The 19,234-nt window shown below is 60.1% G+C and carries 16 protein-coding genes; 1 reads left to right on the top strand and 15 read right to left on the bottom strand.

Annotation, left to right across the window (positions count from 1 at the left end; genetic code table 11):
• Window positions 1–244: 244 nt before the first annotated feature.
• On the bottom strand, window positions 245–1,756 hold the full coding sequence (locus tag DXC52_RS02455) for an IMP dehydrogenase (protein ID WP_055251158.1): 1,512 nt from the start codon (window positions 1,754–1,756) through the stop codon (window positions 245–247).
• Between the two features lie 193 nt (window positions 1,757–1,949).
• On the opposite strand from DXC52_RS02455, the gene DXC52_RS02450 reads away from it, so the two are divergent.
• The gene (locus DXC52_RS02450) at window positions 1,950–2,294 is read left to right on the top strand and encodes a winged helix-turn-helix domain-containing protein (RefSeq protein WP_055309535.1); all 345 of its coding nucleotides are present in this window, start codon (window positions 1,950–1,952) and stop codon (window positions 2,292–2,294) included.
• Window positions 2,295–2,426: 132 nt separating this feature from the next.
• On the opposite strand, the gene DXC52_RS02445 is transcribed toward DXC52_RS02450, so the two are convergent.
• From DXC52_RS02445 to DXC52_RS02385, 14 genes are all read right to left on the bottom strand, one after another.
• The gene (locus DXC52_RS02445; RefSeq protein WP_158554576.1) at window positions 2,427–3,419 is read right to left on the bottom strand and encodes a PLP-dependent transferase; all 993 of its coding nucleotides are present in this window, start codon (window positions 3,417–3,419) and stop codon (window positions 2,427–2,429) included.
• A gap of 96 nt (window positions 3,420–3,515) precedes the next feature.
• On the bottom strand, window positions 3,516–5,054 hold the full coding sequence (locus DXC52_RS02440) for a glycoside hydrolase family 32 protein (RefSeq protein ID WP_117745999.1): 1,539 nt from the start codon (window positions 5,052–5,054) through the stop codon (window positions 3,516–3,518).
• A 106-nt stretch (window positions 5,055–5,160) separates the two neighbouring features.
• Window positions 5,161–6,561, bottom strand: a complete 1,401-nt coding sequence (locus DXC52_RS02435) for a PTS transporter subunit EIIC (protein WP_117745998.1) — start codon at window positions 6,559–6,561, stop codon at window positions 5,161–5,163.
• Between the two features lie 184 nt (window positions 6,562–6,745).
• The gene (locus DXC52_RS02430; RefSeq protein ID WP_233504752.1) at window positions 6,746–7,717 is read right to left on the bottom strand and encodes a LacI family DNA-binding transcriptional regulator; all 972 of its coding nucleotides are present in this window, start codon (window positions 7,715–7,717) and stop codon (window positions 6,746–6,748) included.
• 272 nt (window positions 7,718–7,989) lie between these two features.
• Window positions 7,990–8,655 (bottom strand): DUF4956 domain-containing protein, encoded by a 666-nt coding sequence (locus DXC52_RS02425; RefSeq protein ID WP_117745996.1) that lies wholly within the window; start codon window positions 8,653–8,655, stop codon window positions 7,990–7,992.
• Between the two features lie 3 nt (window positions 8,656–8,658).
• Entirely contained in the window at window positions 8,659–9,450 is a 792-nt protein-coding gene (locus tag DXC52_RS02420) for a polyphosphate polymerase domain-containing protein (protein WP_117745995.1), read from the bottom strand.
• Window positions 9,437–11,206, bottom strand: a complete 1,770-nt coding sequence (locus tag DXC52_RS02415) for a CotH kinase family protein (RefSeq protein ID WP_117745994.1) — start codon at window positions 11,204–11,206, stop codon at window positions 9,437–9,439. The genes DXC52_RS02420 and DXC52_RS02415 overlap by 14 nt, the downstream gene beginning before the upstream one ends.
• Entirely contained in the window at window positions 11,196–11,363 is a 168-nt protein-coding gene (locus tag DXC52_RS10070; protein WP_199409421.1) for a hypothetical protein, read from the bottom strand. The genes DXC52_RS02415 and DXC52_RS10070 overlap by 11 nt, the downstream gene beginning before the upstream one ends.
• Before the next feature lie 11 nt (window positions 11,364–11,374).
• Window positions 11,375–12,739 carry an exopolysaccharide Pel transporter PelG gene (gene pelG / locus DXC52_RS02410; protein ID WP_199409420.1) on the bottom strand — a complete coding sequence of 455 codons (1,365 nt, stop codon included), beginning with the start codon at window positions 12,737–12,739 and terminating at the stop codon, window positions 11,375–11,377.
• 3 nt (window positions 12,740–12,742) lie between these two features.
• Window positions 12,743–14,170 carry a GT4 family glycosyltransferase PelF gene (gene pelF, locus DXC52_RS02405; RefSeq protein ID WP_117745993.1) on the bottom strand — a complete coding sequence of 476 codons (1,428 nt, stop codon included), beginning with the start codon at window positions 14,168–14,170 and terminating at the stop codon, window positions 12,743–12,745.
• Window positions 14,167–16,047, bottom strand: coding sequence for a DUF2194 domain-containing protein (locus DXC52_RS02400; RefSeq protein WP_117745992.1), 1,881 nt, complete (start codon window positions 16,045–16,047; stop codon window positions 14,167–14,169). Before DXC52_RS02400 ends, pelF begins: the two co-directional genes overlap by 4 nt.
• Complete coding sequence (locus tag DXC52_RS02395; RefSeq protein ID WP_117745991.1) at window positions 16,044–16,949, bottom strand: hypothetical protein; 906 nt, start codon at window positions 16,947–16,949, stop codon at window positions 16,044–16,046. Before DXC52_RS02395 ends, DXC52_RS02400 begins: the two co-directional genes overlap by 4 nt.
• A complete protein-coding gene (locus tag DXC52_RS02390; RefSeq protein ID WP_117745990.1) occupies window positions 16,946–18,169 on the bottom strand; it encodes a DUF4118 domain-containing protein in 1,224 nt (407 codons plus the stop codon). The genes DXC52_RS02395 and DXC52_RS02390 overlap by 4 nt, the downstream gene beginning before the upstream one ends.
• Entirely contained in the window at window positions 18,170–19,084 is a 915-nt protein-coding gene (locus DXC52_RS02385; RefSeq protein WP_117745989.1) for a hypothetical protein, read from the bottom strand.
• Window positions 19,085–19,234: the final 150 nt, after the last annotated feature.

The following is a 19,234-nucleotide window of genomic DNA, read 5'->3' as shown; positions in this document are numbered from 1 at the left end:
TAAGAACGCCCCGCCACATCGTTAACTCGCATGATGATAGCAAATACGACAAGCGAGATGCCTGCGACTTGCAGGCATCTCGCTTTATCTAAATAACGTGGTTGTGAATCAACCGCTAATTGTTACCAGCCCAAGCATGGTCGGGTTTTCCAGGTGCCGCAGATTGCCGTGAAAGAGGAGCGACGCGTATTTTGGTACGCGAGCGACGGTTTAAACGGCAAGGTGCGGTGCTTGAGAAAGCCGCTTAGCGGTAGCTGACGCTTTGCTGGGAGTCCTTGACGACTACGTCGTGGGCGCCGCCTTCGACGATGGAGGTGGAGCTGACCAGCGTCAGGCGTGCCTTTTCCTGGAGCTCGGGGATCGAGAGGGCACCGCAGTTGCACATCGTGGACTTGACCTTGTAGAGCGTGCCGCCCACGCCGTCCTTGAGGGAGCCGGCATAGGGAACGTAAGAGTCGACGCCCTCGACGAAGCTGAGCTTCGCGGCGCCGCCCAGGTCGTAGCGCTGCCAATTGCGGGCACGCGCAGAACCCTCGCCCCAGTACTCCTTCATGTACTGGCCGTTGACGTTGACGCGCTCGGTCGGGCTCTCGTCGAAGCGGGCAAAGTAGCGACCCAGCATCATAAAGTCGGCACCCATGGCAAGGGCGAGCGTCATGTGGTAGTCGTAGACGATACCGCCGTCGGAGCACACGGGCACGTAGACGCCGGTCTCCTCGTAGTACTCGTCACGGGCGCGGCAGACGTCGATCAGCGCGGTGGCCTGGCCACGACCGATGCCCTTGGTCTCGCGGGTGATGCAGATGGAACCGCCGCCGATACCGACCTTGATGAAGTCGGCACCGCAGTCGGCCAGGAAGCGGAAGCCCTCGGCGTCGACAACGTTACCGGCACCGACCTTGACGTCCTCGCCGTAGTTGGCGCGGATCCACTCGATGGTGCGCTTCTGCCACTCGCTGAAGCCCTCGGAGGAGTCGATGCACAGGACATCGGCGCCGGCCTCGATGAGCAGCGGCACGCGCTCGGCATAGTCGCGGGTGTTGATACCGGCGCCGACCATGTAGCGCTTGTCGCCATCGAGCAGCTCGTTGGGGTTAGTCTTGTGACTGTCGTAGTCCTTGCGGAACACAATGCCCATGAGGTGATCGTTATCGTCGACGATGGGCAGGGCGTTGAGCTTGTTGTCCCAGATAACGTCGTTGGCAACCTTGAGGCTGATGTTCTTGTCACCCACGATGAGCTGCTCACGCGGGGTCATGAACTCGGAGACCTTCGTCTGGTGGTCATCGCGACTGGGGCGATAGTCACGGCTGGTGACGATGCCCAGGAGCTTACCCTTGGGAGTGCCGTCGTCAGTAACCGGCATGGTGGAGTGACCGGTCTTCTCCTTGAGCTCGATGACCTGCTCCATGGTCATGTCGGGGGTCAGCGTGGAATCGGACTGAACGAAACCGGCCTTGTGATCCTTGACGGCCTTGACCATAGCGGCCTCGGACTCGGCGCTCTGGGAACCGTAAATGAAGGACAGGCCACCCTCGGTAGCGAGCGCGACACCCATGTCGACGCCCGAAACGGACTGCATGATGGCGGAAACCATGGGGATGTTCAGGGTGATTGCCGGCTTCTCACCGCGCTTAAAGCGGGTTAGCGGCGTCTTAAGAGAGACGTTGTTGGGGATGCACTGCGAGGACGAGTAACCAGGGACCAGCAGATACTCCGAAAACGTGTGGGACTCACCGGGAAAGAACGTAGCCATGTTTCTCCTTTTTCCATGCGACCGGTCGGCTGCAGGCCTCGTAGGACCCAGCCCAACCTTGGGCGCCCAATACTGGGGAAGTATCTTAACGCACTTTGACTGCTACAATGCATGATTTAAGAAGAGCACACGAGGGTTTGACGCAGGCTTTGCGTTTGCCCAGCAAACACTTTAGCGGGGAGACGTGGAGCATATGAAGTACAAGACGACGGCAAAGTTGGTCATTCAAGCGTGCGACAAGGATCTGCCGGGCGTGTTCGGCCACGGCTGCGTCTTGCTGCTGCAGGGTATTGCCCGCGAGCACTCGCTCAACCGCGCCGCCAAGAGCATGGGCATGGCCTATTCCAAAGCGTGGCGCATCGTGAACGAGGCCGAAGGGCAGCTGGGATGCAAACTCATCGAGCGCGACGGTGCCCGCGGATCCACGCTCACCCCCGCCGGAGAGCGAGCCATAGCAGTCTACGAGGAGCTGCAGGCCGACATCAACAACGTCATTGCCACCAAAGCCGACGCCCTCATCGCCAGCATCAAAGAATAGCCAATTTGGGACGGGGCTTTTTAGCTACGCAACCCCCTCTCTAAGTTGCGGTGAAATAGGGACTGTTTATGCCGATAAAGCCGTAAATCAATCCATATTTCACCGCAACTTATGGAGTCGAGGATGATTTAGCTAGTTGCGGAGGGCGTTATCTAGGGCGGACGCTACGACCAGGGGGTTGTCGGTGCCGGCGAAGAGGCGGATGGTGCTCCCCTGCTTGCCGCGCGTGGCCGAGAGGCGCGTCGTTGCGCCGCCGGCGGGCGATGTGCGAAACTCCCCCGGCAAAGTATCGAACAGGTCATCCGCACTGCGCTCGATAAGGTCAAACTCAACTGCCGGACCAAAGCCGTGCTCGAGGATTCCCGTTGCAACCGCATGGTCGGGATGCGAGCTCAGCCCGGGATAGCGCACGTTGCGCACCATCTCATTCGCAGCCAAGTACTCGGCCAGCGCACGGGCGTGGTCGAAATGCGCCTGCATGCGGGTATCGAGCGAGTCCAGCCCGCGCTCCAGCACACCGGCCTCGTCAGCAGGCAAATCAAGCTTAACCAAGCCACGGCCCTCAAGCAGGGCATGCGCGCACTCAGCCGCGGCATCCATACGATGGCGCTTGAGCTGCGAGCGCGCCATCGAAGCGGCAACGAGCTTGCGCGGAGCCTTACCGGCGCACACACGGTCTAGCGCCTCAAGTGACAGCACGGCACCCAGCCGCAGCGGATTGCAGCCAAAAGCCGACGCCACGGTGTTGTCCACAACCAGCAGCGCGTGGGCCTCACGAGCCGCGCGGCCCAGAGCACGAAGGTCGGGCACACGTAGACCAAACCCGCCGATAGAGTTGACGAACCACCACAGATGCGGTCCCTCGGCATCAAACGAAGCATCAAAATCCTCGGACGCGGCAGCAAACGCCGCAACCGACGGCGGGTCCACGAGCACAACATCGCAGCCTTCAAAGCCGTGCGCAAACGCTTCGGTAAAGTCATCCGCAAAGGCCACCAGGCGGTCACCGGGACGCACAATACCCAGCAGCGAAAGCGCTGCCGGCACGTGCCGGGCAGCAAAAAGATGCACCTCACGCGCGCCGGTCCTCAAAGCCCAGGCCTCTTCTAGCTGTTGCACGTCCACGCGACACCGTCCCTTCACAAACAAAAACCCACGATGCGGGTGTTCCCCGCACCGTGGGCAACGGCTGCAGTATAGCGCCGATATGCGACCAATCGCCTAGATGTTGAGCGCGTGATAGGTCACGTTCGCACCCGGGGCGTCAACGGACACGCCATAGGCCTCGGGATAGATGCGTGTCGAAAACACGAGCGCGCCATCGTTCACAAACACCTCGACCGACGAGACATCGCCGACAATGCGCACGTTACGAACCTCGTCGACGGGCTCCCAACGCACGGTACGACCGCAGCCGGCAGAAGCGCAGTCTTCATCGGTAAATCGCATCTCAAAGCGCGCGGGCAGTTCGCCCTCGGCAGGCATAAACGCCAGCCTTAGCTCGCCATCAACGGTTGTGGTAAACGCGCCGTCGACACCGTCGACAACAACGTCAAAGCAGGTATCGCCGGCAACCTCCAACGAGCCCTCCCCCACACGCACCGAGGCATAATGGCGCTCGATCTCGCGCGTCGGCTGCTGCAGCACCACGCCGCCGTCACCGGCTGTAAGCTCACGCGGCACCGTCATGCAGTGCTGCCAGCCGCACACAACGGTCGGCGCGTTGCCATAGGTCGGCTCGTCGGGCATGCCCATCCAGCCAATCAGAATATGGCGACCGTCCTCGGCCGTGAACTCCTGCGGAGCATAGAAGTCAAAACCGGCGTCCCACAGGCGGAACTCGCCCAGCTCATAGGCACCGTCACCACCGGTAATATTGCCCGTTACAGGCATGTAGCCAGCAGCGTATACGTTCCCGCGGTCCCAACGACCGCCCTCAAGGCCCTGGGGCGAGAACGACAAAAATGCAGCGGTATCGCCATTCGCATCGAGCTCAATATACCCCGGGCATTCCCACATAAAGCCAAAACGCTCGGGCGTAGACACACGGCTCTCGAGCTCCCAGCTCAGCATATCGGCCGAGCCATACACCAAGATCTCGCCCACATCGCGACCGGCGCCCTCGCCGTGCATAGCGCAAAATCGACTATCGACATGCGGCCCATCCACGCGACGACGCGCGCCCAGCACCATGTGATAACGCCCGTCCGCGTCACGCCACACCTTGGGATCGCGCACGTGGCAGGTCAAATCCTCAGGATAATCCTCGGACGCCAGCACCACGCGCTTTTGGTTGAACTCCCGACCGGCAAGGCCATCAACGCTCTCCACATAGACGGTATCGGCGCGGCGGCCAGTATTGACGTAGTCGTACGTACCGTCAGCATCGGAAAGCTTAACGTTGCCCGTATAGAGCACGCGAATGCAACCGTCTTCGGCAAGCGCGGAGCCCGAATACACACCGTGGCAATCGAACGGCTCGTCGGGCAGCAGTGGGGCGCCAACGTAGTCCCACGTCATAAGATCGCGACTCGTCGCATGGCCCCAGACCTTAACGCCGCCCTCGACATCAAACGGCGCATACTGAAAATAGGCATGGAACACGCCGCCTGCCTGGCAAAGACCGTTGGGGTCGTTGAGCCAGCCCGCCGGCGGCATAATATGGAAGCGCTGGCCATACGCGCCATGGCCGCACTCAGAGGCGGCAGCGTCAACAGCGGCGACCAGCTTTGCAAGGTCGCGGCCAAGTGCATTAGACATATCAAAGTCCTAACGGATCGAAAGTAACAAGGCGCCAGAGATCGACACCAGATACGGGAAACGCCCGCGAGCATACAACCCGCGGGCACCCTTCAATCAAAAGCTCTTAGGCCTGCTCGGAAGCCTTGGGCTCGTCCTTGTACAGGACAAACGAAACGCCAAAGGAAACCAGCGCGGCGACCGCAAACATGATCGCGTACTGCACGGGCTGGGCCAGGCACAGCAGGATACCGAAGATACCCGTAACGCCCGTACCGGAAGCGGCAAGCCAGGTGAGCGCGCAGACCAGGGCGCCGCAACCGCCACCGATGCAGCCGGCGATGAAGGGCTTAAAGAAGCGCAGGTTCACACCAAAGATGGCCGGCTCGGTAATACCCATGAAGGCGGACAGGGCCGAAGGAAGTGCCAAACCCTTGATCTTGGCATCGCGGGTCTTAAAGGCAACGGCAAGCGCGGCGCCACCCTGAGCGATGTTGGCAGCGCTGGCGATGGGCAGCCAGTAGGTCACACCGTACTGGGCGAGCTGACCCAGGTCGATGGCGGTGTACATCTGGTGGATACCGGTAACGACCGTGGGGGCATAGAACAGGCCGACGATAAAGGAACCGATGCCGAAGGGCAGGGTCAGCAGGGCCTGGATCAGACCGAGGATGGCGTTCTCGGCCCAGACAAAGATGGGGCCGACGGCAACGAGCGTCACGAGCACGGTCACGAACACCGAGACGAGCGGGGTCACAAAGAGGTCGAACATCTCGGGAACGATCTTGTGCAGGCGCTTCTCGAGGAAGGCCAGAATGGCGCAGGCGATAACGATGGGGATCACGTGGCCCTGATAGCCGACCCACTCAAAGCTGTACACGCCGGGGATGACGGTGACCATGGTCTGAACGCCCTCGGAGGCAACCGTGTAGGCGCTCTGCAGCGAGGAGTTGATGAACGCACCGCCGACGACAGCACCCAGGTACGGGTTGGCGCCAAAGGCCTTGGCGGCGGAGTAGCCGATCAGGATCTGCAGAATGCCAAAGGACGTTCCCGAGACCAGGTCGGCGATCTTATAGATAAAGTTATTGGTGTCGAGCGCGATAAAGCCGTTGGAGGCCATAAAGTTGAGGGCGCTCATAATGCCCAGCAGCAGGCCCGAAGCCACGATGGCAGGGATGATAGGGACAAAGACGTCGCCGAGCACCTTAATGGCACGCATAAAGATGTTCTGCTGCTGCGCCGCGGCCTCCTTGACCTCGGCCTTGGTGGCAGCCTCGACGCCACTGAGCGCGATGAACTCCTCGTAGACCTTGTTGACGGTGCCGGTGCCAAAAATAATCTGCAGCTGGCCCTGGGCCTCAAAGACGCCCTTAGCGCCATCGACATTCTCGATGGCCTCCTTGTTAACCTTAGTGTTATCGGCAATCACCAGGCGCAGGCGAGTGGCGCAGTGCGCGGCCGAAACAACGTTGTCGGCGCCACCGATGTTGTCGAGCACCTCTTGGGCTGATTTGCGGTAGTCCATGACTTCCCTTTCCTCCAACGGGCGCATTTGCACCCGGCCATCTTTGACACTTACACTGTAATCGATTTCAGTTTCATATGTCTGCAATCGTTTTCATATAGCGGTAAACGGTAGGAAAAAGCCGGCGAATGGTAGTTTTACGGAAAAACCAGGCGACTCAGAGGCAGGCAGACGTGCCCAAGACCTAGACATTCATAAGCTGATGGCCGAGCTTGAGTGTCTTGAGACCGCTCTCCCCCTCCACGCCATCGAGCGTGTTGAGCAACATATTGGTCGCCTCGACGCCACTGGTCAGGTAGCCATAATGCACGGTGGGAATGCCGCCCGTCAGCGCGCGCAAAAACGCGTTGTCGCCAAAACCGCTCACGCGGTGTATGCCCTCGCCCATGCCGCGGACCTCATCGATAGCACGCAGCGCGCCCGCCGCCATGGTGTCGGTCGCGCAGGCGATAAACGAAACATCGGGAGTGACGGAAAGCAGTTCACGCGCCGCACCATAGCCCGAGTCGAGCGTAAACGAGCCCAAACGAATCAAGGCGGCATCGAGTGGGTTACCCGCGGCGCGCAAGCCGGCCTCAAAACCGCGACGGCGGTCATAACCGGCCGTTCGGTCCTCTTCGGTAACTCCAATATAGGCAATCTTGCCGTCCACGCGACCCGCAAGTGCATGGCCCAGCTCAAAGGCGGCCTCGTAATCGTCGTGATAGACGCACGCCGCGCCCTCAACATTCTGACCGATCAGCACGATGGGCACGCGGCACGATTCAATCGCCCGACGGTGCTCGTCGGTAATCATAGTTGCCACCAGCACAATGCCATCGACTGGGTGGTTTTGGAATAAATCGAGGTATTCGAGCTCACGATCGGCCGCGTTGTCAGTGTTAGCAAGCAGCATCTGGTAGCCACGGCGACCGAGCACCTGGCCAATGCCGGCGGTAATGCGGCTCACGGACTCCGAGTTGATCTTGGGCACGATGACGCCGATGAGCTTGGTGGAACCGGTGCGCAGCGCGCGAGCTTGGCTGGACCGCACGTATCCTGTCAGCTCAATCGCCTGCTTAATGCGCTCGGCCTTATCCGCCGATATGTAGCCACCGTTGAGGTAACGCGAGACGGCGGCGCTCGAAACGCCCGCCAGCTCGGCCACATCTTTCATCTTTACCACGAGCACCCCTGTCGTTGAAATCGCTTTCACCATGATACCCAACCCATCCCAGCAAATTGAGTAAATGAGACGGACCGCATGGATCATTTCAACCGCCCAGGTCGAGGAAACGCCAGCGAGCGAGCAGCTGCCGTGGCGAGGTGCCGCGAAAGAGGAGCGAAGCGTACTTTATGTACGCGAGCGACGGTTTGAGCGGCAGATCGCCCGGCAGATGCCCGCGCAGCGTCGAGCGGTCCGGCGTTCGGCAGAACGCCGGAACATAGTTAGCCGTGGTACTCGCCGTTGTATTGGATCAACGTTAGGTCTTCCACGCCATCGAGTGCGCGGATGGCGTCGGCATAGGGCATATCCACACCGTCCGAGAACAGCTCGACGGCCATCTCGACTTTGTCGCCGCGCATCGTCTTGGACTTGACGGTGAACTTGGTGCGCCCAAACGCGCGCACGATATCATCGCCGGTGGTCTGGCCCGTGTAGTGGATGACCATCATGTACACGCGCGCCTTGTCCTGGTGGCTCGCAAAACCGGCGATCATCACCACGATCACCACTGCCGTGAGCCCCACGAGCGCGTACATGCCGGCACCTGCCGTAATGCCCGTGGTAATGGCCCAAAACAGATACAGCAGGTCGAGCGGGTCCTTGACCGCCGTACGATAGCGGACGATAGACAGAGCACCGACCATACCGAGCGAGATAACCACGTTGGTCGAGATCGCGAGCGTGACCATGCAGGTGAGCACGCACATGCCCACGAGCGTCACGGCAAAACTGCGCGAATACACCACGCCAGTAAAAAAGCGCTTGTACACGTAATAGATCAGGATGCCCATGGCGAGCGCCACGAGCAGCGACAGGCCGATCTTGGCAGGGTCGACCTGGCCAAACGCCTCCAAGACGGAGTTCTTAAAAAAGTCCCTGGTGCTCATGGTCTAAATATCCCCTCGGTTCTCAAAATCCGATTCCCAGTAATTAAATCCGCGCAAGTAGGCGGTCTTTTCGTAACACAGGCAGTACTTGGAGACCGCCGTGAGCTCGGCCGCGCCCGGCGGCACCATATCGCGCACCAGCTGCGGGCAAAACTCCGTAAACTTGACCTCCATCACCAGCTTGCCGGGCTCCAGGACCGGCAGTGCGGGCAGCGTCGCGTCAAAGATGTCAAAGCTACCCACCGCGGCACGCACGTTCATGTCAAACGTGATGCGCACGGTACCCTCATCCATCACCCACGGCTCGCGCTCGTAGTCCACGATGGTCCGTGGGCGCATCACGTTGCAGATGCACTCGATGTAGAACTCGCGACAGAGCGGATAGGGGCTCCTCAGCAAAAAGTCGTAGTCTCCGGCCAGGATCTGCTCAAACTCGCCACGCGTGAGCGGTGCGTCCTCCTTGTAGATCCAGCTACCGTACTTCTTTTTGCGCTCGAGCTTAATCACTTTGTCGCCGCCGTTATAGATGCGCACGCGATACTTTTTGCGCATGAGAATACCGGCGTCTTTTTCCTCGTAGGCCGAGTTGCAGTAGTCGTCAAAGTACAGGCTGCGAATGGTGTAACCGCCCGCCTGCGCATGCTTGTCCAGCTTAAACACCGGCGCCATGCGACAGGCAAGCGCAGTGTGCTCACCCTCGTTAATGAGATATTTGAGCTCGTGGCGGTAACGCTCCTGCGTGGTACGCGCAGGAGGTGCCGCCAGGCGCTCAAGCAGCGCGCTAGCCCTCCTCATACGTATCCTCCACGACCTTACCGCCGTCCTGCACGTAAAAACACTTCATGCCGTACTGCTTGCCGTCGTCGGTAACGTAATAGTCAAACGCATCTTGCGTATAGCCGTCGGAGTTAGTGGCACGCACGCGCACAAAGTACTGGCCGGAATCGGGCGCATCGCAGGTCACCTCGGGAAGCAGCACGTCCTCTGCCTTAAAAAGCACGTCGCTTATGGCATAGTCGCGCGCAAGCTCGACGGTATAGCGAATATCGCGCGCCTCAAAGTCGTACGCGGCATCCCAGTTCATGCGCAGCTTACCGTTATCGATCTGCGGCACACCGATGTAGAACGGCATGGGCTTTATATAGCTCTCGCAATAGCTCTTATAGTTCTCCTCGATCTCAGAAGGAATCGCCGCGGCAATCTGCTCATATTGATCCTTGGTGACAGGCAGATTGTCGATATCGGGCGAAGCAAAGACCAGGGATTCGGTAACCTCGCGATAGTGCTTGATCATCTTGGCCAGACGTTCCTCGGACAAATACGAGCGCAAGTCCTTGACGGCACGGTCGAGTTCGCTGCGGAACGACTTGCTGCGCAACGCGCGGTTGAACAGCACGTTGCCCCAGTAGTTGCTTACGCCGCGCTCCCAGCTCGCATAGTCCGAGAACCCCTTCAGGCTCAGCTCAAGCTTACGCAACATGCCGTCGTTATCCCAATCCAAAAAGTACCAGGTATTTGAGTTGAGCGGGCTGTACAGATAGCAGTTACGGTTCTGCGTATCGCAGTTGCCCGTCAGGATCTGAAACGCCAACCAATAGACCAGATTCTCGGTATCAAAGTAGGCGTCGAGCACGTCATCGATCTTTTGGGATTCGTCGTTGAGTGCATCGAGCATCTCGATGAGCTTGGTGTGGTCCGAGTCGCCCTTAATCTCGAGCATGCCCTCAAAGTTGGCCTGGTTGTAGTCGGGATCGTCGGCAAGCTTAATGGTGTCCTCGTAGCGATAGAAATCAAAGCTGTTCACCTTGTACAGATGCCCGTTCTTATCCAAGCCGTGCGCCTTAAGCGCCGTTTTGTTGAGCTGCTCCACCTGCGTAAACAAGCCGTAGTCCTCAAAGGTGTCGTTGGACTTTTCGGTCTGGTCGCACACCCACAGATGCACAAACTGCGTGCGCAAGCCCATCATCTGGGGAATCCCACGGATAAGGTCGTAGGCCATCTTGTTGCGAAAACGCATACCCTCGCCCATGTGCTTGTTAAGCGCAATCGCGCGCTGCTGGCGCCAGGTACCCTTGCCCTTTTTGAGCTCTACCTTGTAATTCTTCTGCGTATAACCGCTCGACGTCTGGCCGCGCACCTGCACGGTAGCATTGGGCGCTTCCTCGCCATAGCCAACCTCGCCGGCCACCGGGCCGTCTTCGTCGCCCGCCTGCAGCAGGCCCATAACCTGATAGCGCGCCACGCCCATGTCGGCGTAGTCGTAGACCGAGTACGTATTGATCTCGGCCCAGCTATGATCGGTGTTCTCGGAGCTGTTGCCGCGCGAGACCGTCAGGTACATGGTCACAATGCCCGAGTCATCATAGACCTCGTAGAGCTCGTCCTTGTCGCGGAGGTGCTTGGTACCGTCCGAGGACTCGGCCTTTTTAATCCTGTCCTGCTTTTTGACCTTTTTGGTCGAGGAGTCTTCCTGCACCGAGCAGCCCGAAAGCAACAGCGCACCGGCAGCCGCCTCAATCAGGCGACGGCGAGACATCATCCTATCGGTCATCAGAACCTCCCCAATGGTTGCGATACACACGGACCACCGTACGCTCAAACCAACCATGCGGCTCACCCTTATGGCGGCCTTCCTCATAGCGCTGCTCGGCACGATCGAGCAAGCGGCCCAGTTGTGTAAAGCGACCCGTCTTGTCGGTCGCCACCATGGGCTGTTGACTCAGGATACGATACGGCAAGTTGCGGTATAGGTATCGAGCCGGAGCAGCGCCACGATAAAAAACACCGCCGCACCCAACAAAAAGCCAAAGCCGTAAAACTGCTGCGGTAAAAGCAACGACACGGCGGTCGCCAGCCCTGCCACACCGGCAAACAGGCCCGAGGCCAGCACGGCTCCCTTGTAGTCGGTAAAGTACAGCAAGATGAGCATCACCGTATTGCCCACGGCATACAGACCATAGCCCACGCATAGCGTGCGAAAATACCCGTGCATAAGGCTGTTAAAGCCCAGCGGCAGGGCCGAGAGCACCGTGGTCTCGAGCGAGATGACCGCCGCGGTCACAAGCAGCTGCTTAAGCGCGCAAAACCACAGCTCCCGGTTGAGCGTGGCGAGCATTTCCTCCTCGGCAACCACAATATCGCCCACTACGCCGCCGTCGTTAAACAGGCTGTAGTAGTCGCGGTAGCGCGGATAGAAGTTGACCTCGACCGAGACAACAAAGTTGACGGTCGTGACCAGTATCGTCAAAAACGCGATGAGCGCCGGCACATCGTGGTAGGGCGCACCATAAAACAAGCCCTTGACCTGCACGCCAATGGGACCGGTCCAAATAATCACCAGGTGCGCAAAGAGCCCCAGGTTGGTAAACAGGCCCGTGAGCGCCAGCGGCATAAACTGATCGAGCCACTGCAAAAAGAGCCAGGGGCTGCGGTCGCTCTGAGGAAAATACCGGTACAGCAGCACCACATCCCAGGCGAGCATGACGCCGTAGCCCAGGGCGATTGACGCCAACAGGCCCTCGACCGGCGGCAGCCCCAGCGCGAGCGTGGCCAGGGCGCACACGCACGCCACGCCAATGGCGGCCGCAAAGCTGCACAGGATACCGCGGTAATCCTTGATGGCCGTGAGATAGCTCATACCGTTCCAGTTGACGATCATAATGTTGAACAGCCACAGGCACAGCAGCCCCTGCAGCAGCGTGGCGCCCGAGAACAGCAAAAATACGCCGTAGAGCACCGTGCTAGCAACCAGCATGATGGCGTTGGAGCCCCAAAACGAGGGCAAGACCTCCTCTTCGCGCTCGGCAAAGAGCATGTCGGCCAAAAAGCGGGTGACCGGCATGGAGAAAAAGCTCGTGAGCGTAAGCGACGCCAGCAGCGTATAGGTCACCATGCACACCAGCAAATCCTGGTTGGCACGGCCCACATCCCACAGACCGCACAGCACCAAAATACCCACCTGGAGCAGCACGCCCAGCAGCATGGGGCCCGTGCACACAATGCCGGCGTAGCCATAGGCGCGCATCGTGGCAAACAGACCCTTGCGCCTAAACAGGCGCTTGAGCTCAAAACCGATTCCGGCCACTGGCTACTCCCCCTCTCTGGGCAGGTCAAACGCACGCGCCGTCTCGTCGTACAGCGCGCGATAGTTGGCGAGCATCTGCTCGTGCAAAAAGAACGTGGCAACACGACGCTGGCCGCGCTCCCCCATCTCAATGCGACGGGCGCGGCTTGTGCACATGCGCTCCATGGCATCGGCCAGGCCCTTACGATACATAGGCGGCGTCACAAAACCCGCCACGCCAAAGTCGTCGCCCGGGGCGCGCTCGAGCAGCTCGCGGCAGCAGCCGACCTCGGTCGTCACGCAGGGACGACGCGCCGCAAGCGACTCCAGCACGCTGAGCGGCTGGCCCTCGGAGATACTCGTCAAAATGGTAAAGTCGAGCTTTTCCATGTACTCGACCACGTTGACGCGGCCGGTAAAGATCAGGTCGCGCACGCCCAGGGTATCGACGAGTGCATGGCACTCGGCGCCGTACTCCTCGTCGTCCACGCCGCCCATGATGTGCAGGCGCACCTTGGGCAGGCGCTCGTGCAGCTCAAAGAAGGCATAGATCATGGTCTTGACGTCCTTGATGGGCGCCAGGCGCACCACCGCGCCAATGTCCACCCAGCCGTCATCGGGCTTTAAGGGTATGTCCTTAAAGCGATCGAACTGGATGCCGTTGGGGATGACCAGGCATTTGTCCGCATCACAGCCCATATCGATCTGCGTCTTGCGGGCATTGTGAAACAGGCTCGTCACGCGAAAGGCGCGACGGTAGATCTCCTCCGAAAGCAGGTAGAAAAAGCGGATCCAGCGATCCTTAAACGACGGCACAACCCAGTCGGCGCGAATGATCTCTTCCTCGCGTTCGCGGGTATAGATGCCATGCTCGGTGAGCAGCACCGGCGCATGGTGAACGCTCGAACCCAGGCAGGCGAGCAGGCCGCCGTAGCCAGTCGAGATGGCGTGGTACACATCGGCCACCGGCACCTCGCTGCCCAGCAGGTAGAGCACAGGCAGCAGCATGGAGCGCATGGTATGGAATGCGTCGGCAAAGGGCGTGTAGGGGTACTCGGCCAGGCACACGTCGCGAAAGATATCCATAAAGGTGCGGCTCTGCAAAAACGAGAGCGGATGCACGCGACGGCGCTGGAAGATATCGAACAGCACGTCCCAATCCGGATTGGAGAGCGACACCAGGCGGCGCAACGCCTCGCGCTCGCGGTCGTTATAGTCCGCCTCTTCCTGCTCGCCAGAAAGGCGCAGGGCGTCGTCCAGGAACACCTCGTGCACCTCGACCACATTACCGGGCAGCTCGTAGACAAACTTGCCGCGGTCGGCAGCATGCGCGCCAATCACCCACAGCACAAACTCGTGCTCGGGCATGGCCTGGATATAGCCGTGCATCCAGGTGGACACGCCGCCGTGCACATAGGGGTAGCAACCCTCGAGCACCAAGCAGATTCTCATTTGTCGCCACCCTCCTTGCGCGCAATGGTCACCGTCTTGTCCGTGGCTTTGACCAGGTACAGGTCGCCCGTCAGATGCGTAATCTCGCCACCCGTGACCGCACCCGGCTCGCCGTTGTTGGCGCGGAACATGAGCCACGCTTCGTCGTGGAAATTGCCCAGACTGAGCGTCCAGGCATCCGCGTCTGTATCCACGCTCACCGTTACGGACGAAAAGCGCTGGATGGCACCCGAGCATTCCGAGCCGGTCTGGCGACGCAGGTCGGGCGCAGACTTGGAAAGCCAGTCCAGGTAGTCGGTCAAGCCGCCCTTGTAGACCTCCCAGCCCTCCGTAGCGCCGCGATCGGGATCCAGCAGGTCGTCCGGGTGCATAAAATGCGTGCTCACGTAGTGCATGTTGAGCTCGGACACTGCGGCCAGGCGCATGTAAGAATCGCCGACCATGCCGCCCGAGACAATACGCGGCTGCTCCACGATGCCATCGCTCGCCACGCCAAACTCCTGCACGTACGGAAGATCCGTGCCATCCTCAAAATACGTACTTGCAACGGTCTTAATGCGCGGAACATCGGTGCCGATAATCTTGCGGGCGCGGGCCGAAAGGATATTCGAGGGCGGCACGTAGACCGAGCCGTGCGCGTTGGGCAGCACCTCGTCCTGAAAGGCGATAAGCTCGTCGATCGATGCGACGAGCGTCTCCTTGTTCTTCCACGTCTTGTAGTCGTACAGCGTGCCATAGTCAGTGTCCCAGAGCGCCAGCGGCTGATGGTTGTAGCCGTGAAAGCCCAGCTCTCCGCCCATCTGCAGCAGCATGCCGCCAAAGTAGCGGAACTGCGTAGTATCGGCCTGGCGCGCGGGCTCGGTCTGGTTGACCGCGTCCTCGTAGTTTTCAATCATCACGCCGGTATAGCGAATGTCGTATTTTTGCGCGAGCTTTTGCAGATCGGGCCACCAGACCTTGGCATAAAAGTCGGCGATGGAAAGCCCGTAGTCGCGCTTGATGTAGGTGCCGTCGCCCGAGGGCACGGGGCTGGGAAAGTCGTCCAAATAGAACACGGCGCTGTTGATGACCGGATAGGCCGTGGCATCGCCGAGTAGGCTGATCGCCGCGGCATAAAACCCGCGCATGACCTTGTCGTAGACACCGATATTGCACACCACGGTGCGTCCGCTACCGCAATCATTCGACCAAATGAGCGGGGCGCCCGCATCGCCGGTCTTAGCCCACTCACGCGCCGTCTCGCGCAGCGAAACCGAAAGCGACGAATCAAAGGGGTCCGAGAGCTCGTAGCGCTCTCCCCCGCCCAGCATAAAGTCCTCGCTCGGCACAATGCTTTCGGCTTTTACATAGTCATATCCGGCCGATTCAATGCCAAGCTTGGGGGCAATCACTTGCAGATAGCTCGAGTTGTCCGGCGGCATGGCGAGCATAAGCGAACCGCCGGCACTCACCCAACTCATAATGTCGGTCAGGTGCGTACCGAGCCTATCGAGCGACGGCATGAGCAAAATAACGCGATCGTAGGAGGCCAGCGAGGGAATGGCATCCGCGCCATCCAGGACAAGGTCCACGTCGCAGTGCGCGATCTTCATGTCGAGCAGGATCTGGTCAAACTGCTCCTTTACGTCCTCGACGCCGGCTTGATCGGAATCGGTAATGACCAGGCATCTGGGCTTTTGGCCAAATATCGCCGAGGAGGCCGGCACCGCATCGTTGGCGGCAAGCATCCCCAGCTTATGTTGGCCCGCACTGTACTGCACGCCGGCGCGCTCCACCAGCAGCACGGCGGCCATGGCAATAAAGACCGCCCACACCACGAGCAGTCCCATCCAGCGAAAATGGCCCGCACGGTCGCGGATATACTGCACCACGCTCATCGGGCCTCCTCTCCGTTGCGCCAAAAAGCCAGCTCCTCGCGGTTGGCGGCGCTCAAGTACACATGCTGTTTATCAATCGCATCGATCACACGCTGAACCTCGTCACCATCGCGGCGCATCACCGCCAGGCGCAGGCAAAGCATCCAAACCTCCTGCTCCTCGGGCGCGTCGAGCACCAGCTGGTCGGTCACGGCCTGCGCCTCATCGATCTGGTCGACATCAGCTAGCGCCGCGGCATACCGAATACGCAGCTCAACGGAGTTCTCGCGCTCGCAGCGGCGCGCAAGCAGGCGCGCGTACTGTTGGCGCTGAATCTGAGCCACGCGTCCCTCGGCCAAGCCCGAGTCCAAGTATTCACCAAGAAAATCGCAGTATTCATTGAGATTATGCGCGCTCGGGTCGGTCTTAAAGGCGTGCTCCAGCTGCTGTAGTTTAAGGTCGGACTCCTTGGAGATCTGCGCCACCGCCGTCGCGGCATAGTGCGCCACCTCAACGTCATCGTTAAGCTTAGCCGCCTGCAGCTGCGCCAGATACGCATCGGGCTCCTCAGTGAGCATGGAGAGCATTAAGCGGCGCCGGTCTGCCGGGTCGTTAACGATGAGCGCCTCCTCGAGCGGGATCACGCCTGCATCGGCTTCACGGTCGTGCACCAAGATGCTGCGATGCAGCTCGTCGTTAATGCGCAGCGATTCCAACGTGGCGTCCTTGGGGTCCGCACCAAACACGGCGCTGCGCGCGATAAGCAGCACCACCAGCAGCGGCCCCCACAACGGCACGAGCACCATCACGGCCAGCATATGCCCGCGCACCGGCAGCAGGCCCAACTTCATAAGCGTCCACAGCACCAGGCAAACCAGCGCATGAATCAGCAGCAAGACGGCAGCAACGACAAGCGAGATCAATCGACATCCCCCTCGCCGTTACCGGTGTCGGCAATGTGCTGCAGCAGCGCCACTATGTCCTCGCCGTCGACGGGCTCCACCGCAATCTGCTTCGCGTTTAGGCGCTCACGGATAATGGGCAAGTCGCACGCCTTTGCCTGGCGCATAAGCAGGTAAAGCACGTCACCATCGACCAGGCCCGCCGCATCGCTCTCGCGGATTGCCGACCCAATCGCGCCCACCAGCTCACCGACAGGTTCCATGCCCGGCACCACGCGCAGGAGCAAAAAGCTCCCCATCTTACCGTCTGCCAGCGCCTGCTCGGCCGCGAGCTCCTGGCCAAAGGCCGCCTGCTTGAGCACGCACGTGCCATCGACGCAGCGTTTATCCTGCGCCACCGCCTCGTAATCGAAGGCACGGCCCAGCGCGCTTTCGACCAAGCCGCACAAGATGCGGAACAGGTTTTGATAATAGAGGGTCATTTGGTTCTCGGCCGCGCAGCGCACAAAGATCAGCACGGCGGGTGCCCCGTCGCGCTCGATCGTGTATCCAAACATGGGCAGCCCCGGCATCAACTCGCGATTCACCCACAGGTTCGAACGGCCCCCGCCGCCCAAAAGGGGCGCAAGCTGATCAAGCGAGAGCGAGCGCGTGGCGTCTTCAGCAATCACGGGGCTCGCCGCCACCAGACGTGCAAACGCCCCGCCCGAAACGTGGTAGATCGCCACCGAATCGTTCTGGAGAATCTCACCCATGAGCTCGCAGCACTTGCGGTAGATGTCTCGCGGATTGAGCACGTCGAGCTCTTGTGTCACGGCAAAAATCTTGCCAAAGCTATCGTGGCGCCCCACAATCTGGCGCTTGTATGTGCGCTTGTCCTCGATGGCATCGTGGTAGAGCTGCGTGAGGAACGTATTGCGATTACGCACGAGCTCGTTTTGGTCGCGCTCCACCTTAATGGCCTCGCTGTTGCGCAGCTGCACATAGCCGCACACGGCGCCAACCACAAAGTACGCGATAAACGGCAGCCAGTTGGACGGCTCGTAGAACAGGCCCTGGAAGGTATAGCCATACTGGGTAAAATAGCTCACAGCCAAACCCACCGATGCCAGCAGCGCCGCAACCAGACCAAAGTCCAGACCATACAGCGTGCCGATCAGTACCACGTACAGCAGGCGGTAGTCGAGCACGTTAAGCTGAGCAGACTGCGAAAACACCAGCTCCAGGCCCTCAAAGAGCACCTAGGCCAGCGCGGTCTCCAGGCATTTGATGGGCAGTGTCCGCCCGCGCATGCGGTCGATGGCGGCACGCAGCGGATGGCGCTTGCCCGCGAGGGTCTGCTCCCAGCGGGCGTGTATGGTCGAAAGATCGCGCAGCACGTCATAGCGCTGGAACCACCCGTAGCGCGTGCGGACGGTATCGCTCGGAGCAATGGAGACGACGGCGTCCCCGTCGTAGGTAATGTCGAGCCCCGGGAACAAGCCCTTGAGCGCCTCGCCCAGGTCTCCCACGGTGTGGGCAAAGCTATCCGGAACCTCGAGTTCCTCGAATGTGGCATCCCAGCTGTCGAAGATGCGACGCACCAGAACGGCCAGCTCCTCGGCGCAGAGGGCACCGAGCGGTGAGTCCGCCCCAGCCCTCATGACAGCAGAGCCTTGCGAGCACGCCTCGAACAGCGGGGTCAAAATCGGGTCTTCCAGCGTGGGCGAGGCGGTGTACAGATACGGCACGCGCAAGATCTTGGCCTGAATGCCGTCGCGGACCGCATAGTAGCGGCACAGGTCGTTGGCCGCACGGGCAATGATGCCCTTGCCGTTTTGCCCCGCAGCGTCCACCGCACCGTCCGCTCCCATGGGACCAGTCACAAACAGCAGCTGAATCTGGCGACCCATGCAAGCTCGAAAGACGGAGCGCAGCAGCTCGATGTCGCCAACGGCCTCGGTATGCGGCGTGAGATAGGTAGAGAGGTAGACCACACGGTCGAATTCGTAAGCCTGGTCCAGGTGCTGCAGCAGCTCTTTCCAAGACGCATGGAGCGACGACCCGTCGCGGCGCGCCTCGTTGGCCGCCACGACCTGAACATGGTCACCGGGAAACGCCTTGGCACAAAAGTCGTCATCGACATACACGGTATTGCCAACAACCAGCACTTCCACCGTGCGCTCCCCCTCCCCAAATTTAGCTTTTGCCATTGTAAACATGCATATTGTACGCTGTCAATGTAGGCCAAAGGCAACTTTAAAGCTGTTTTAAGACCTTGATTATCGACTTCATCCGAACACCTCCCACATTCATCCGTACATGTG

This window comes from Collinsella sp. TF05-9AC (genome assembly GCF_003438495.1).
GTDB lineage: Bacteria > Actinomycetota > Coriobacteriia > Coriobacteriales > Coriobacteriaceae > Collinsella.
Note: the sequence above shows the minus strand (reverse complement) of the source record. Positions and strands in the feature narration are given on the sequence as shown.

What these genes read in the sequence shown, in the direction of transcription:
- DXC52_RS02440 (WP_117745999.1), bottom strand. Translation starts at nt 5,054, where the DNA reads ATGTCTAATGCACTTGGCCGCGACCTTGCAAAGCTGGTCGCCGCTGTT.
- DXC52_RS02425 (WP_117745996.1), bottom strand. Translation starts at nt 8,655, where the DNA reads ATGAGCACCAGGGACTTTTTTAAGAACTCCGTCTTGGAGGCGTTTGGC.
- DXC52_RS02430 (WP_233504752.1), bottom strand. Translation starts at nt 7,717, where the DNA reads ATGAAAGATGTGGCCGAGCTGGCGGGCGTTTCGAGCGCCGCCGTCTCG.
- DXC52_RS02420 (WP_117745995.1), bottom strand. Translation starts at nt 9,450, where the DNA reads ATGAGGAGGGCTAGCGCGCTGCTTGAGCGCCTGGCGGCACCTCCTGCG.
- DXC52_RS02450 (WP_055309535.1), top strand. Translation starts at nt 1,950, where the DNA reads ATGAAGTACAAGACGACGGCAAAGTTGGTCATTCAAGCGTGCGACAAG.
- DXC52_RS02435 (WP_117745998.1), bottom strand. Translation starts at nt 6,561, where the DNA reads ATGGACTACCGCAAATCAGCCCAAGAGGTGCTCGACAACATCGGTGGC.
- DXC52_RS02400 (WP_117745992.1), bottom strand. Translation starts at nt 16,047, where the DNA reads ATGAGCGTGGTGCAGTATATCCGCGACCGTGCGGGCCATTTTCGCTGG.
- pelF (WP_117745993.1), bottom strand. Translation starts at nt 14,170, where the DNA reads ATGAGAATCTGCTTGGTGCTCGAGGGTTGCTACCCCTATGTGCACGGC.
- DXC52_RS02455 (WP_055251158.1), bottom strand. Translation starts at nt 1,756, where the DNA reads ATGGCTACGTTCTTTCCCGGTGAGTCCCACACGTTTTCGGAGTATCTG.
- DXC52_RS02415 (WP_117745994.1), bottom strand. Translation starts at nt 11,206, where the DNA reads ATGACCGATAGGATGATGTCTCGCCGTCGCCTGATTGAGGCGGCTGCC.
- DXC52_RS10070 (WP_199409421.1), bottom strand. Translation starts at nt 11,363, where the DNA reads ATGGTGGCGACCGACAAGACGGGTCGCTTTACACAACTGGGCCGCTTG.